The following is a 14,943-nucleotide window of genomic DNA, read 5'->3' as shown; positions in this document are numbered from 1 at the left end:
AGGTAAAGATTGCTTATAAAAAAAATAGTCATAATCCTTGCTATTTCGCTTTTTGCTCTTGGATGCGCAAAGAAATTTGATACACCGCAGATAGCAGATTTTGACTTGAAAACATTTAAGGTAAGCTCATCAAAAGGTGTACTTTTGCTTTACGTGCAAAATAGCAAGAATGAGTATAAATTTAGCCTTGTAAACGCACTTGGCGCGCCAGAAGCTAGGCGAGTTTTAAAAGATGGTAGCTTTAAAAATTTAGGTTTTTTACCGCCAAATAGTGCCTACAATGAACTTTTTATAAAAGTGCTAGAGATGATAAAAGATGAAAAAAACGAGCAAAAATTTATGATAGATGATCAATATTATGAGGTAGAAAGTGTTGATCTACGTTAGCAAACCAGCCATTATTAGTGCAGCAGGGAGCAGCAGTAATGAGAATTTAAGCTCGCTTTTAAGTGGAAAGAGATTTCTAAGCCTTAGCAGTGAGTTTCATCCTGAGAATAAATTTTTAGTAGCGAAATTTGATAAGGCACTGCCAGAGTTTGCCAAGAATACAAAAGAACACTTCAAAACAAGAACCAATGCTTTGCTTTTAAATACGCTTCTTGAGCTTGACGATGAGATCAAGAGGGCTATCAAAAAATTTGGCAAAAGCCGTGTAGGTGTTATTTTGGGCACTACAACGAGTGGAATTGAAGAAAATTTTTGGACCTTTAAAGAGTATATAAAAACTGAAATTTTCGATAAAAGCAAGTTTGGCATAGATAGAAACTGTCTTGCAAATGTGACTGAATTTGTGAGCGAATTTTATGGATTAGAAGGTCCGAGTTTTTGTGTTTCAACTGCCTGTACTTCTGGCGTTAAGGCGATTATTGAGGCACAAAGACTAATAAAAATCGATATTTGCGATGCGGTTATATGCGGCGGAGTCGATAGTTTAAACACCTTAACCATAAATGGCTTTAACTCACTTAGCATTTTAAGTCAAAAACCAAGCGAACCATTTTCTAAAAATAGAGAGGGGATAAATATCGGCGAGGGAGCTGGGCTGTTTTTACTAAGCCGTGATGAAATTTCAAACGTCGTTGTAGCTGGCTCAGCTTCAAACTGCGACGCTTTTCATATGACTCAGCCTGATTTTAATGCCAAAATGGCAATTTGTTGTATAGAAGAAGCTTTAAAAAAAGCTGGCATGAGAGGCGTAGACTATGTAAATTTGCATGGTACCGGCACGCAAGCAAATGACAAAATGGAGGCAAAAGCTGTAAACTTAACTCTTGGCTCCGTATATGCTAGCTCGTTAAAGCCGCAGATCGGACACACGCTTGGGGCTGCTGGAGCAATAGAAAGTACCATTTGCGTTATGCTTTGCATGGAGGAAAATAGCACCTTGCCACCACACGTCTATGACGGAGTATATGACGAGAGTTTGGAAGCTATAAATTTAGTAAAAAGTGGTACGAAATTCGACGTAAAAACAGCGATGTCGCTATCTTTTGCATTTGGCGGAGATAACGCCGCGATAATATTTAAAAGAGTGAGATGATGATAAGTGATTATTTGCCGCACAGTAGCGCCATAACCCTGATCGATGAAATTTTAGAATTTACGCCTTGTGAGAGCATAAAAGTAAGAAGCGTGATAAATGAGCAAACTCCATTTTTGGAAGATGGGAAATTTTACACACAAAAGGCAATTGAGATGATGGCTCAAAGCCTTGGAATTTATGACTCAAAGATGCGTGAACTAAGGGGCGAGAAGGCGATATTTGGCTTTTTGCTTGGTAGTAGAAAATTTGAAATTTTTAGGCCGCATTTTAAAGTAGGTGATGAGATAGTGATTATCTCAAAGTGCTCGATCCAAGATGAGAGTGGATTTGGCGTTTATGATAGTGAGCTTTTTGTAAACGGAGAGCTTGGTGCAAGAGCGGTTTTAAATGTGATGAGCCCTGATGAAGAATTTGTAAAAAAGGCACTTAGTGAGTAAGAGAGTATTGATAACTGGATCAAGTAGAGGCATAGGAGCTAGCATCGCTAGGCGCCTTGCTAACGAGTACGAAGTGGTGCTTCACGCAAGAAGTAAGAGCGATGATCTTTTAAAGATAGCTAGTGAGCTTGGGGCTAAATTTTTGACATTTGACGTGGCTGACACCGCTGCAGCTAAGGAGATGATAGAAGCTGACATGGAGGCAAATGGCGTCTACTACGGCGTTATTTTAAACGCTGGCATAACAAGAGATAACACCTTTGTGGGGCTAAGCGACGAAGAGTGGTTTGATGTGATAGATGTAAATTTAAATGGCTTTTACAATGTTCTAAGACCAGCGCTAATGCCCATGATAAGGGCTAGAAAGCCAGCTAGAATAGTAACACTAAGCTCTGTTTCAGGCGTCATTGGCAACAGAGGTCAGGTAAACTACTCAGCTAGTAAAGCTGGCATCATAGGAGCCAGCAAAGCCCTTGCAGTCGAGCTTGCAAGTAGAGGTATAACAGTAAACTGCGTAGCGCCCGGACTTATAAAGACAGATATGAGCGAGGAAATTTTAAATAGCGACTTTTTAGATGAGGTGCTAAAGGCCATACCTGCAAAAAGAGCTGGAGAAGCAGATGAGGTGGCAGGGCTGGTTAAATTTTTACTAAGCGACGAGGCTGGCTACATCACAAGGCAGGTTATCGGTGTAAATGGAGGACTTTGCTAATGCGTGTATTTGTCACAGGTATCGGCACAGTCAGTGCTTTTGGCAACAGCTGGGAGGAGATGAGGGCTAAATTTCTTGAAGGCAAAAACGCCGTGAGATATATGAGCGAGTGGGAGAGTCACAAAGATCTAAACACTCGCCTAGCTGCACCAATTATAGACTACAAATATCCGCAAGAGTGGGATAGAAAACAGCTAAGAAGCCTTGGTAAGGTCTCGTGTTATAGCGTACATGCGGCTGGACTTGCTTTAAAAGATGCTGGATTATTAAAAGGTGATGAGTTAAATGAGTCAAATTTAGACCCAAGTGTACAAGATGGCAGAATGGGCGTAGCTAGTGGCTCAAGTACTGGTAGCACGGACTCTATCCTTGACATGGCAAAGCTAGTTTTGGACATGGATAGTGGCTTTAACGCAAATACCTACATAAAAATGATGCCTCACACTACAGCGGCAAATATCGCGCTATTTTACTCGCTAAAAGGGCGCATCATCCCTACATCTTCGGCATGCACAAGTGGTTCGCACGCCATTGGCTACGCATACGAGAGCATAAAAAATGGCAGCATAGATATGATGCTAGCTGGAGGAGCAGAGGAGCTTTGCGTGAGCGAGGCGTACGTTTTTGACAAGCTTTACGCAACTAGTGTCAAAAACAGCACGCCAAATTTGAGCCCAACGCCGTTTGAAAAAGATAGGGATGGCTTGGTGCTTGGCGAGGGAGCTGGATTTTTAGTGCTTGAAAGTGAAGAGAGTGCATTAAAAAGAGGAGCTAAAATCTATGCTGAGGTCGTTGGCTTTGGCTCAACGTGTGACGGCACACACATCACAAGACCACAAAGCGCTACGATGAAAGCGGCGATGAGCTTAGCGCTTAGGGATGCAAATTTAGAGCCAAAAAGTATAGGCTACGTAAATGCTCATGCGACTGCGACAAAACATGGCGACATAGCCGAGAGTATCGCTACAAACGAGCTTTTTGGAGAGGATATCGCCATTAGCTCACTTAAAAGCTATCTTGGTCATACGCTCGGAGCTTGTGGCGGATTGGAGGCTATCGCTTCTATCATGATGATGAGAGAAGAGCTATTTTTCCCAACTATAAATTTAAACTTGATCGATCCTGAGTGTGCAAAGCTAAACTATTTAAAAGAGCCAACCCCGATAAAAACGGACTTTATTATGAGCAATAACTTTGCATTTGGCGGCGTAAATACATCTTTGATATTTAAAAGAGTTAAAAACATTTTTTAAAAAGGATAAATATGAAAAAATTAGTTTCATTAGTTGCCATTTTGGCATTTGCTACAAGTCTTAATGCAAGAGATGATGTGAAATATCACTCACTTGATTTTCTAAATGGCCCAAAAGCTAAAAATTTCTTACTTCCAAATGTAAGTATCAGCTTTGGCACAGGCTATAGCGGACAGGTAATTGTAAAAGATCTAACATCAAATAAAAAGACAAATGGTTTTAATAAAAGTGATGAAGAAGCATGCCAAATCGCACTTCTTTCGGCCTTAAAGACTTTCCAAGAAAGAGCATTAAAAGAAGGTGGCACTAAGGTTGTAAATTTAACTGGCTACTACAAAAAACAACCATTTAACTCAAAAACTCAGTTTCAGTGTGGAAGCGGTGCTTTGATGTCTGGCGTTACTCTAAAAGGTGATATCGCGAAATAATGAAATTTCAAATTGATTTTTTTGATGCGATAGCTTATGGCGATGTCGGCGAGGATCTGGCTAGATACAAAAAAGAATTTGATCTAGCAAAAATTCCACCAATTCAAAGAAGAAGGCTAAGTAGTGCTGCAAAGTGCGCTTTTAGCCTACTTAGTGGCTTTGATAAGCTTGATATGCCAGTTATTTTTAGCTCATATGAAGGAGAGATAAATCGCTGCTTTGAGCTAGAGACTACGCTGGCAAAAGCTGAGCCAGTTTCGCCTACTTCGTTTTCACTTTCTGTGCATAATGCTATCTCGTCACTTCTTAGTATAGAGGCTAAAAATCACAATGAAATTCTTGCCATATCGTCATTTAGCCCAGTCGAAGATGCCTTGCAAGCAGCATTTTTAAGGCTAAATGACGGATATGAAAAGGTGCTAATACTTGCCTATCATGAGTCGATAAAGCAGAGTTATTTTGATGAGAAAAAACCGTCATTTATGCTTGCTCTTGTTGTTTCAAAGGCAAAAAATGAGAGAGTTTTAACTCTAAAAAGAGCTAAAAAAGAAAAAGAAATTTGCGGGAATTTATTAAAAAGCTTTATTGTAAATTTTGATCCAAAAATATCAAAAAGCTGGCAAAGTTGTAGTTATTCTTCATCTTGGGATTTTAGCTATGAGCCTTAAAATTTTAAGAACCGGATCTTTCTTTTTCTTTTTTGCGATCATTTGCATAAGCGGAGATCTGCTGCTTGTGCCAGTGGTGCTTTTGGGGCTAAATAAATTTAAATTTATACAAAATTTATGCCGTGATCTAGTTAGAATTTCTTGGGGATTTTTCATAAAAGTTACTAGAATTTGTGGGTGTTTGGACTATAAATTTGAGCTTAGTGAGCTAAATGGTGGATCAAATTTAGTCATAGCAAACCACCCTTCGCTTCTTGATGTGGTCTTTTTGGTTTCAAAATTTAAAAGGATAAACTGCATCGTAAAGGGCGAGCTTAGCAAAAATATATTTTTATTTGCTGCAATTAAGGCGTGCAACTATATACCAAACACAAATAACGAGGAATTTTTACAAAAAAGCGTAGAGGTTTTAAAAAGTAGTGAAAATTTATTAATTTTCCCAGAAGGCACACGTACGAAAGATGAAATTATTTTTCATAAGGCAGCAGCTTACATAGGCGTAAAAGGCGCTAAAAATATTGTTTGTATCGGTATTAATATGCATCCAAGAAGCCTTAGAAAAAATGAACCATGGTACAAAATACCAGATGAAAAGATAAAATATCATTTTAAAGAGATAAAAAATTTTGATGTTGATATATTTTTAAAAGATAGGCCAAGCCCCGTGAGGGCCAGGGCAATGCATGATGAGATAAGTAAAATTTATAAGGAGGAATTTGGTGAAAGAGCTAGTTAATGAGATAAAAGAGTTGATCATCACAAGCTTAAATTTAGAGGATATGAAGCCAAGTGATATTGATGAGAATGCGCCACTTTTTAATGATGGACTTGGGCTTGATAGCGTCGATGCTTTAGAGCTTGGGCTTGCGGTGCAGAAAAAATATGGCCTTGTGCTTGACTCAAAGAGTGCAAATCTAAAAGAGATATTTTTTAGTGTGTCTTCTCTTGCAAAATACATTTACGAAAATAGGAAATAACGATGAGCGAAAAAGAAATTTTTGAAATTTTAAAGAAAGCCTTGATCGATCTTTTTGAGATAGATGAGAGTAAGATAAAGCCAGAAACTAGGATATATGAGGATTTGCAGATCGATAGCATCGACGCTATTGATATGATTGATTACATCAAACGTCAAACCGGACATAGGCTGATGCCAGAGGATTTTAAAAACGTAAAAACGCTTGATGATATCGTAAAAGCCGTAGCAAAGAAATTTGAAGCATAAAATAGTAAATCTAGCGCTAGTTTTAGCAAGCATTGCTTACCCTTTAGTGCTATTTTTTTGGCAAGAAAATTCCACTTTGATATTTGGTATTTTATGTGTGCTTTGGGGGCTTAGAGCCTATTTTGAAAGTGGTAAGAAAAGACAGGTTTGCTTAGCGGCTGGGATGTTTTTTGCTGTTTGCGCTATTTTTAGAAGCGTAAATCTAGCACTTTTATATCCAAGTATCGTAAGCCTTGGCTTTTTGGCTCTATTTTTTTACAGCTTAAAGGGCGAGGCTGTTATAACCAAAATCGCTAGATTAAAAGAGAAAAATATAGATGAAAAGGTCGTTAGTTACACAAGAGGGCTAACAAAAATTTGGTGCTTATTTTTTGTATTTAATGCGATTTTAGCATTTGTTTTATCGTGCTTTGAAAATAAATTTTATTGGAGCATTTACTGCTCCTTTATCTCTTATATTTTGATGGGATTTTTATTTTTTGGAGAAATTTTATATCGTAAAGTTTTTATTTTAAAGAGGAAAAATGGAGTTTGAAAATAATCTAAAAGAGTTTAAATTTGTTGATATTGATAAAAATTTATACTCACAAGTTGGTATTTTTGGGGCAAATTTAAAAGAGTATGGCGTGAGTGAGATAGAGATCTATCTAAGTGAAACTTTTGACTTTTGTGTCGCCTTTTTTGGAGCACTTGCAGTTGGTATTAGGCCGATTTTGCTTGCAAAGCCCATTTTTAGTAGTGATAAATTTAATATCAATGATGAAAATTTCAAGAATTTTTTAGCTCCAGCCAGAAATATGGAGCCAAAATTTAATCTAAATTCTACTTTTTTTCTTCAAACTTCAGGCTCAACTGGAAAGAGCAAAAATATACCAAAAAGACTTGGTGCGATGATAGAAGAAGGGCTATTTTTGAAAGAAGAACTTGGATTTAATGAAAGTGATACATTTTTTTCAAGCGTTTCGCATCAGCATATGTTTGGCCTTACTTTTAAGGTATTTTTACCCATCATCTCTGGTGCAAAGGCCGTTAGCAAGGAGCTAAATTACCCAGAGGCGATCTTTGAGCTAGAGCTTGAAAATTTAAGTTTCATAACAAGCCCAGTTTTGCTTCAAACGCTAATTTCTAGCCCAAGAGCAGCTGAAATTTCAGGGCTAAAAAACATCATCTGTGCCGGCTCAGCCCTAAAGAGTGAGCTAAGAGCTAGCATAGCAAAACTAAGCAGTGCGCGTATCATCGACATCTATGGTAGCACCGAAACTGGTGTAGTGGCTAGAAATTTAGGCGAAGAGCTTTTGTTTTTTAGCAAGGTAAAGGCAGGTCTTAGCGAGGACGAGGCATTAAACGTGAGTTCGCCATGGTGTGAGTTTTTTCAAACTAGCGACTGGGCGGAAATAAAGGGCAACAGACTCACGCTAAAAGGCAGGATCGATAGGATCGTTAAGCTAAATGACAAAAGGGTCAATCTAATAAGCATCGAAAATAAGATGCTTGAAAGTGGTCTTTTAAAAGATTGCTACTGTGATACGCATCCAAAATTTAAGCGTCTGGCCGTACTTTTAGAGCTTAGTGAAGAGGGTGTAAAGCTCTTTAGAAATAGCGGTAAAAAGGGCATTGTAGCAAGGTTAAATGAGCTTTTAAGGCCTGAGTTTAAAAATAGTGTTAGGTATTTTAAAATCGTTAGCTCACTTTGTAAAAACGCGCAAGGGAAATTTCTAAAAGCAAATTTTAAAGAGCTTTTAGAAAAAAGTGAGGAGTCTAGCTGGGATAAAAGTAGCGAGGACGGCGTTTATAAATTTAAGACAAAGCTTAGCCCAGCACTTGGCATTTTTACTGAACATTTTCCAAATTTACCGCTATTGCCTGGCTTTGTGCAGCTTGATTTTGTATTTAAATTTGCAAGAGAGCTTGGCGCAGAAATAGGCGATCAGTGCGTGGTGGAGAATCTGAAATTTTTAAAATTTGTAAGGCCAAATGACGAGCTTTGTATAGAAATTTCGCAAAAAGATGAGAAAGTTTATTTTGAGATATTTTGCAATGGCGCTAGAAGTGCTGCTGGTAGGATAAAGCTGGGCTTATGAAGACGCTCTTTCTCATACCATTTTACAATCATCCAGAAAAGATCAAAGCTCTTTGTGAGGCGCTTGCGAGCTATGATCTACACATTTTGATAGTTGATGATGGCTCAAACGAAGCTTCAAAAAAGGCTTTGCAAAATTTGAGCGAATTTGGTGTAGAAATTTTTACAAGAGCCCAAAACGGCGGTAAGGGAGCTGCACTAAAAGATGGCTTTAGACATGCCTTACAAAATGGCTACACACATGCATTTCAGATCGACGCCGACTTTCAGCACGACATAAGCGAGGTAGCTGAGTTTTTGGAGCTTAGCAAAAAGTATCCACACGATATGATAATGGCTGATCCTATCTATGGCAAGGATGCGCCAAAGTCGAGATTTTATGGTAGAAAGATCACAAATTTTTGGGTTAAGGTAAATACATTAAGCACCGACATAAAAGATGCAATGTGTGGCTTTAGAATTTATCCGCTAAAAGAGCTCGAGTGGGCGATATCTCAAAGCAGGTCAAATAGGATGGAATTTGACATGGAAATCCTTGTAAATGCCGTAAGAGCAGATATCAGACTAAGATGGATACCGCTAAAAGTAAGATATGAAAAAGGTGGAATTTCTCACTTTAAAATGCTAAAAGATAATGTGTTAATAAGCCTTATGCATGCTAAATATTTTTTTAGTTTGGTTCCATTTTTGCTGAGCAAAGCCTTTAGGGGACAAAAATACGTATGGTGGCAAAAAGGCGAAAGATCAAATGAATTTTTTTTAAGGGTGAGTTTATTTTTAACCAAGAATTTGCCTATTTTTCTTATAAAACCTATCGTTATGATCGTCGTTTGTTTTTATTATATTTTTTCAAAAATAGAGAGAAAAAATATAAGAGAATTTTTACAAAATGTAGAGAAATTTAGCGGTAAAAAACCAGCTACTGGTGTTTTTAGAAATTTTTATGAATTTGGTATTGCGATTTGCGATAAATTTCGTATCTGGCAAAATGGTGTGCTCGAAAATGAGCTAGATATTGACGAACTTATGTGGATAAAAGAAGAGTTTGAGGCATCAAAGCGTGGCAGAATTTTGCTAACAAGCCATCTAGGGAATGTAGAAATTTGCAAGACACTTTCGCTTAGATCGCCAAGTTTTCGTATGATCATCTTGGTTTATAGCAAGGGAAATGAAAATTTTTATAAAATTTTAGAGCAGATAAGTAAGGGGCAGATCAAGCTAATAAGCGTAGAAAACCTCGATGCAGCAGCTATGCTTGAGCTAAAAGAGGCGGTGGAAAACGGCGTAAATATCGGCATAATGGGCGATAGAACTCCGGTAAATGGCGATAAATTTGTTGAGGTTAGCTTTCTTGGCAAGATGGCTAAATTTAACTATGGCCCATACTTATTAGCTGGCATTTTGGGTGTAAAAATGAGCACGCTTTGGTGCGTGAAAAATGGCGATAAATTTAGTATCGAGCTAAGTGATATCGCAGATGAGATAAAACTAGGTCGCGACCGCAAGGCAAGCGTCATGCCATACGTGCAAAGCTATGTAAAACAGCTCGAGGATCACGCTTGCAAGAACCCATCGCAGTGGTTTAACTTTTTTGACTTTTGGAGATAAATTTGGAAATTTCACACGTTAGCACATTTAAAGTGGCGTTTTTTGATGTTGATAGCATGGAGGTGATGTGGCATGGCAACTACGTCAAGTACCTAGAAATGGCGCGCTGCGAGCTACTTGACAAGCTAGGATACAACTACATCGCTATGAAAAAAGATGGTTACGCCTTTCCTATCGTAAAGCTTGACGTAAAGTACGTACGTCCAGCCTTTTTTAACGACACTATCAAGGTCACGACGACGCTTAACGAGTGCGAAACATTTTTGAAATTTCACTATCTTATAGAAAATGAAAAGGGCGAAAAATTAAGCGAGGCAAATACCGCGCAAGCTGTCATCGATATGAAGAGCTTACAAACTTGCTTTGAGATGCCAGAGGCTCTAATAAAGGCGATTAAAGCTTACACGAAAAAGGAAAATTTATGAAAAAAATAGCTCTTTTTTTAGCCATTTTTATATCTTGCTTTGGCTATGAGCTGGGTGAGCTTAAAAATATAGTAAAAACAGATGGCGTAGCCGGAAATTTCACGCAGACAAAGAGCCTGGCTGGCTTTAATAAAAACATAAAAAGCATAGGCGAGTTTAGGCTTGAAAAGGGTGGTCTTTACTGGGACACGCTAGAGCCAGTCGTCTCAAAGGTTTTTATAAATAAAGATGGCATTTTTAAAAACGAAAATGGCAAGCTTGAAAAGACGAGTGCAAATTTTGACGAAAAGCTCTTTCTGGCCATTATCAGCCTCGATGAAAACGAGCTTAGAAAAGAATTTGATATAAAAACAAGTGGCAGCCTAAAAGAGTGGAGCATAGAGCTAAGCCCTAAAAATTTACTCTTTAAACAAATTTTTAAATCCATAAAGATAAGTGGCGATGAGGCGGTAAAAAAGATCGAGCTTGACGAGGTAAGCGGCGATAAAACGATAAATGAGTTTAGTCTAAAATGAAAAAACTAGCCACGATCTTGGCTTTTATCTTTATTTTTTTAGCCTCGCTTGGATATTCGCTTGCGAGCCTAAAAAACGTACAAACTGACATCTTTTCACTGATAAATTTCAAAGACGCCAAAGAGGCAAAGGTGCTAAAAGAGGTGCAAGATGAGATGGCGTCAAATTTTTTAGTACTTGTAAATTCCAAAGAGCTAGCTAAAAACGTCCAAAATTTAGCTCTTAAAAGCTCGCTTTTTAAGAGCTTTGAGGCGAACATTGAGATAAATTTAAATGATATAAAAAGTGACATCAACCGCTCAAAGATCGCGCTTTTAAGTAGGGCTGATCTAGAGCTTCTAAAAAACGATAAAAACGCCTTTTTTAAAAAGCGCGCAGAGGAAATTTTTAGTAGCTTTAGTTTTAGACTTTTAAATGTAAAAGATGATTTTTTCTCGCTAAGTAGTGGCTTTAGCGTAAAAAATGGCAACGTAAGCTTAAATTTAGCAGATCTCATGCTTGAGGTAAAGGACGGAGAGAAGAGCTTTTTCTTGCTAAAAGGCGAGCTGAAAAAGGGAGCTTCGAGCGAGGGGCTAATAAATTTTTATAACGAGCTAAATGCGCTAAAAGTTGGACAAAACGAGCTTTTTGTGCACTCAAGTGCCATATATCAGGCATTTTCAAAGCAAAAAAACGAGAGCGAGAGCCTTTATATGAGTGTGGTCTCGCTTAGTTTAACCGCTATATTTTTGATGCTTGCCTTTAGAAATTTGCGAATTTTTTATGTGATATTTATCGCTGTATTTGGCTTTATTGTGGCATTTGCAGGCACTTTACTCTGCCTTGGTGAGCTAAATATCCTTACTATTTTAATAAGCACAAGCCTCATTGGACTCATGTTTGACTACGTCTTGCACTGGCTTAGCAAAAACGAGGGCGAAGTGATCAGGGCTAGTAGTATAAAAAATATGCTAAAAATTTTCTTACTAGGCCTATTTATCACGCTTAGTGGCTACCTTGCTTTTACATTCTCTGATCTTAGGTTGCTTAAAGAGGTGGCGCTATTTTCGGCGTTTGCGCTTGTTGCTGCGTTTTTGGCTAGCTACTTTTTCATGCCTTTGGTTTTTGAAGGGGTGAAATTTTATAGATCAAAGCTCTTTGATAGGTTTTTAACTAAATTTTGCAAGCTTTCCGCCCTAGTTGCTAGGCATTTGGGGGTTAAATTTCTAGCTTTTTCGCTTATTTTGTTAGCTATTTTTCTTGGCTTTGATCTTAAAAATTTATCAAAAAGTGAAAACGTAAAAGACTACTCAAATATGCCAAAGAGCCTGCTAGCAGACTCTTCTTATATCTTAAGTCTAACTGGCAATAACCAAAACACTATGATCGTGACAAGATCAAGAGGTGACATTTTGGGTGATGAAAAGAGCCTTTTAACCGAGCTAAAAAAGAGAAATTTGATAAAAGATGAGAGCTCACTAAGTGATATGTTTTTAAGTAAAAGCGAGCAGGGTGAGCTAAAAGAGGCCTTTAAAAAGGTACTTGATGATGAGCAAATTTATGTGATTTATGAGAAATTTGGCTTTAGCAAAGATGAAGTGCGAAGTGAAATTTTAAAGGTTTTGGACCAAAAAGAGCTTAGCGCGAATGAAATTTTGGCTCTAAAATCGATGAGGGATTTTAAGAAATTTATGCTTGATGAAAATGCAAGTGTGGCTTACGCGAGCGGCTTTGTAAAAGTGGCGCAAAGTTATGAGGTGTTGGAGCGCCACAACGCTTTTAGCCTAAATTTTGCTGACTCGCTAAATGAGAGCCTAACTCAGGCAAAAGAGCTTGCTCTAAAGCTAAAAATAGCAGCACTTGTGGTCGCGTTTTTACTGCTATGGTTTTATTTTAGTGCGCTTATCTCGGCACTTGTGATGGGCGTCATCATCTTTGGCGTGCTTCTTACGCTCTTTATCTTTGCTATTTTTGGCATAAATTTAAGCATTTTTGGTGTCTTTGGACTCATACTTGCAAGCGCTGTTGGGATTGATTACATGATATTTGCGCTAAATGATAGCCTTAGCGAAAAAGAGCGAATTTATGGGATATTTTGCGCATTTATTACGAGTTTTATCTCGTTTTTTACGCTATCTTTTAGCCAGACCGCTGCTCTTAGCGTATTTGGATTAAGCGTTAGTCTTTGCGTGCTGATATATGGGCTATGTGCTAGCGTTTTATCTTGTAAAAATATAAAAATTTAGTTTGATTTTTAGACTCCAAGCAGCTTATCTAGTTTATGGTTTTTGGCAAAAAATTTATTAACGGCTAGTTTTGCCTATGTCTGCATTTTATTTACCTCGTTTTGGACGTTTGAGGCTGAAATGAGATCAAATTTATACGGTAGCTTAAATAGCGATTTGTTTAGCTTTTCGCAAACGCTGCCCTTTTTGAAAGCTTTATTTTCCGCTTACAAAAATACACTTATGGCTTACTAAATTTGCACGGCATGAGGCGCCGTAAGCTCGCATAAATTTGGCATAAGAGCTAAACTCACCACTACTAATCTCGCTTATAAATTTATCTAGCCCCAAGCTATTGCCATTTTGAGGAATCTTGCCTTCGCTAAGGTCTATGAGGTCATCCACATAGATGACATAGTCGCGTATTTTATGAGCACTTGTCTATCTTTTTGTGACAACTTCTTTACTCTCTTTATCGGCATATCCATAAAAATTTTGCGCCAATGTATCCAAAGGCGAGTTACTTGCTTTTATCTCTCTCGGCTACATCTTGGTGCAAATGCAAATAACACAGTAATGATGAGTAGTAAAATTTTTAAGCATTTTTTAGCTTCCTAAATTTGGCACTTTTGATCCTTTAATATAAAAATTTTTAGCAAGCTAACTTTCACGAAAGATTTTAAAGACAAATTTTAAGCAAAAAATATCTCACTTTTTAGACGAAGTAGGCATAGATAGGCACTTAGCACGCTTTGCCCTCTTACGTAGTTGCGATCCCCTTTTAAAAGAAGCCTCTCAACCTCGATGTTACCGTCTCTATCGCCAGCTGCGACATATACCGTGCCAACTGGCTTGCTAGCTGTGCCACCACCTGGCCCAGCGATACCGCTAATAGCAAGTGCAAAGTCCGCATTTGTCGTACTTAGCGTACCTTTTATCATCGCCTTTACGCAAGGCTCGCTCACGGCTCCGTAAGTTTCTAAAATCTCGTCCTCGACGCCCAGCCACTCGTGCTTTATGTGATTTGCATAAGTCACCAAGGAGCCATCAAAGCTAGCTGAGATGCCACCATATCTTGCAAATTTAGCTGCCGCCAGCCCAGCCGTGCAAGACTCGGCAAATGAAATTTTAAGCCCCTTTTGCATGAGCTTGTTTGCTATAAAGGCGATCACATCTTTTTGTGGGATAAATTTTTGAGAAAACAGCGTTTTTACACCTTGTAAAAAGCTCTCGATCTGTCCAAATTTATTGCTTTTTGCCCTTACAAGTATCAAATTTGGCAGGATCTGCGCAAGAGTGATATCGACTTCGTAAGTTTTAGCAAGTGGCAGCATAAGGATCCTCGCACTATCAGCGTCGATGTCTATTAGATGAAAGTAGCTAAAATCAGGCTCGTATTCGACTAAAAACTCGCCCAGCTCTTCATTTGGATTAGCTTTTATGAGATTTATCTGAGCGTTATTTAGGCTGGCTAAAAAGCTATTTTTAGAGTAGTCTAAGCTATCTTTAAGCGCGAGCGTCGTGCTATCTTTTAGCTCTAGCGAGCCCCCAGTTAGCGTCGCTACTATCTTTGCAGCGATGGCAAAATTTTCATCCGAGCCAAAAATGCTTACAAAGTCGTAATCTTTTGATAAATTTTCGATGATAAAAGGCAGCTCTTTACTATTTTTTGGAGCAAAACTGACCACTCCAAGCTCGCCAAAATGATCCTCGTAACTTTGAAAAATGTAGTTTAGAAATTCTCTATTTATCTCAAGATCTTCGCCTATTATTAAGATACTTTGTCTCATTTTTAAGCTCCTTTTTTTTGCCTCATTATACTATTTTTCAGTGTGATTTAACCAG

Annotated in this window: 18 protein-coding genes; 16 read left to right on the top strand and 2 right to left on the bottom strand. The window is 38.2% G+C overall.

What is annotated here, in order from left to right; all coding sequences use genetic code 11:
- Positions 1-9 precede the first annotated feature (9 nt).
- The 16 genes from ATCC51562_RS03870 to ATCC51562_RS03795 are packed head-to-tail and all read left to right on the top strand — an operon-like array spanning position 10 to position 13,119.
- The gene (locus ATCC51562_RS03870; RefSeq protein WP_021090447.1) at positions 10-387 is read left to right on the top strand and encodes a hypothetical protein; all 378 of its coding nucleotides are present in this window, start codon (positions 10-12) and stop codon (positions 385-387) included.
- Positions 371-1,540: a beta-ketoacyl synthase N-terminal-like domain-containing protein gene (locus tag ATCC51562_RS03865; RefSeq protein ID WP_235044179.1), complete on the top strand. Its 1,170-nt coding sequence runs from the start codon at positions 371-373 to the stop codon at positions 1,538-1,540. The genes ATCC51562_RS03870 and ATCC51562_RS03865 overlap by 17 nt, the downstream gene beginning before the upstream one ends.
- Entirely contained in the window at positions 1,537-1,980 is a 444-nt protein-coding gene (locus ATCC51562_RS03860; protein WP_021090691.1) for a 3-hydroxydecanoyl-ACP dehydratase, read from the top strand. The genes ATCC51562_RS03865 and ATCC51562_RS03860 overlap by 4 nt, the downstream gene beginning before the upstream one ends.
- The gene (fabG, locus tag ATCC51562_RS03855; protein ID WP_021090736.1) at positions 1,973-2,692 is read left to right on the top strand and encodes a 3-oxoacyl-ACP reductase FabG; all 720 of its coding nucleotides are present in this window, start codon (positions 1,973-1,975) and stop codon (positions 2,690-2,692) included. Before ATCC51562_RS03860 ends, fabG begins: the two co-directional genes overlap by 8 nt.
- Complete coding sequence (locus ATCC51562_RS03850; RefSeq protein WP_021090697.1) at positions 2,692-3,945, top strand: beta-ketoacyl-ACP synthase; 1,254 nt, start codon at positions 2,692-2,694, stop codon at positions 3,943-3,945. The genes fabG and ATCC51562_RS03850 overlap by 1 nt, the downstream gene beginning before the upstream one ends.
- Before the next feature lie 11 nt (positions 3,946-3,956).
- Positions 3,957-4,373 carry a hypothetical protein gene (locus ATCC51562_RS03845; RefSeq protein WP_021090821.1) on the top strand — a complete coding sequence of 139 codons (417 nt, stop codon included), beginning with the start codon at positions 3,957-3,959 and terminating at the stop codon, positions 4,371-4,373.
- A complete protein-coding gene (locus ATCC51562_RS03840; protein ID WP_021091055.1) occupies positions 4,373-5,041 on the top strand; it encodes a beta-ketoacyl synthase chain length factor in 669 nt (222 codons plus the stop codon). The genes ATCC51562_RS03845 and ATCC51562_RS03840 overlap by 1 nt, the downstream gene beginning before the upstream one ends.
- Positions 5,031-5,777, top strand: a complete 747-nt coding sequence (locus ATCC51562_RS03835) for a lysophospholipid acyltransferase family protein (protein WP_021090825.1) — start codon at positions 5,031-5,033, stop codon at positions 5,775-5,777. The genes ATCC51562_RS03840 and ATCC51562_RS03835 overlap by 11 nt, the downstream gene beginning before the upstream one ends.
- Positions 5,761-6,018, top strand: a complete 258-nt coding sequence (locus tag ATCC51562_RS03830; RefSeq protein ID WP_021090881.1) for a phosphopantetheine-binding protein — start codon at positions 5,761-5,763, stop codon at positions 6,016-6,018. Before ATCC51562_RS03835 ends, ATCC51562_RS03830 begins: the two co-directional genes overlap by 17 nt.
- A gap of 2 nt (positions 6,019-6,020) precedes the next feature.
- A complete protein-coding gene (locus ATCC51562_RS03825) occupies positions 6,021-6,266 on the top strand; it encodes an acyl carrier protein (protein ID WP_021090641.1) in 246 nt (81 codons plus the stop codon).
- Positions 6,256-6,801, top strand: coding sequence for a hypothetical protein (locus ATCC51562_RS03820; protein WP_021090814.1), 546 nt, complete (start codon positions 6,256-6,258; stop codon positions 6,799-6,801). The genes ATCC51562_RS03825 and ATCC51562_RS03820 overlap by 11 nt, the downstream gene beginning before the upstream one ends.
- Complete coding sequence (locus ATCC51562_RS03815; protein WP_021090661.1) at positions 6,791-8,347, top strand: AMP-binding protein; 1,557 nt, start codon at positions 6,791-6,793, stop codon at positions 8,345-8,347. The genes ATCC51562_RS03820 and ATCC51562_RS03815 overlap by 11 nt, the downstream gene beginning before the upstream one ends.
- Positions 8,344-9,954, top strand: a complete 1,611-nt coding sequence (locus ATCC51562_RS03810; protein WP_021091045.1) for a glycosyltransferase family 2 protein — start codon at positions 8,344-8,346, stop codon at positions 9,952-9,954. Before ATCC51562_RS03815 ends, ATCC51562_RS03810 begins: the two co-directional genes overlap by 4 nt.
- Positions 9,955-9,956: 2 nt before the next feature.
- The gene (locus tag ATCC51562_RS03805) at positions 9,957-10,379 is read left to right on the top strand and encodes an acyl-CoA thioesterase (RefSeq protein ID WP_021091021.1); all 423 of its coding nucleotides are present in this window, start codon (positions 9,957-9,959) and stop codon (positions 10,377-10,379) included.
- Positions 10,376-10,894: a LolA family protein gene (locus ATCC51562_RS03800; protein WP_021090875.1), complete on the top strand. Its 519-nt coding sequence runs from the start codon at positions 10,376-10,378 to the stop codon at positions 10,892-10,894. Before ATCC51562_RS03805 ends, ATCC51562_RS03800 begins: the two co-directional genes overlap by 4 nt.
- On the top strand, positions 10,891-13,119 hold the full coding sequence (locus ATCC51562_RS03795; RefSeq protein WP_021090559.1) for a transporter: 2,229 nt from the start codon (positions 10,891-10,893) through the stop codon (positions 13,117-13,119). Before ATCC51562_RS03800 ends, ATCC51562_RS03795 begins: the two co-directional genes overlap by 4 nt.
- A gap of 195 nt (positions 13,120-13,314) precedes the next feature.
- On the opposite strand, the gene ATCC51562_RS03790 is transcribed toward ATCC51562_RS03795, so the two are convergent.
- Together ATCC51562_RS03790 and ATCC51562_RS03785 are read right to left on the bottom strand one after the other, a co-directional pair.
- Positions 13,315-13,503: a hypothetical protein gene (locus ATCC51562_RS03790; protein ID WP_021090920.1), complete on the bottom strand. Its 189-nt coding sequence runs from the start codon at positions 13,501-13,503 to the stop codon at positions 13,315-13,317.
- Positions 13,504-13,790: 287 nt separating this feature from the next.
- Positions 13,791-14,888 (bottom strand): CinA family protein, encoded by a 1,098-nt coding sequence (locus ATCC51562_RS03785; RefSeq protein ID WP_021090787.1) that lies wholly within the window; start codon positions 14,886-14,888, stop codon positions 13,791-13,793.
- Between the last annotated feature and the right edge of the window lie 55 nt (positions 14,889-14,943).

Origin of the sequence: Campylobacter concisus ATCC 51562, assembly GCF_000466745.1 — a bacterium.
Classification (GTDB): Bacteria; Campylobacterota; Campylobacteria; order Campylobacterales; family Campylobacteraceae; genus Campylobacter_A; species Campylobacter_A concisus_B.
The sequence above is the reverse complement of the archived record's forward strand: the minus strand, read 5'-3'. Positions and strand labels throughout refer to the sequence as shown.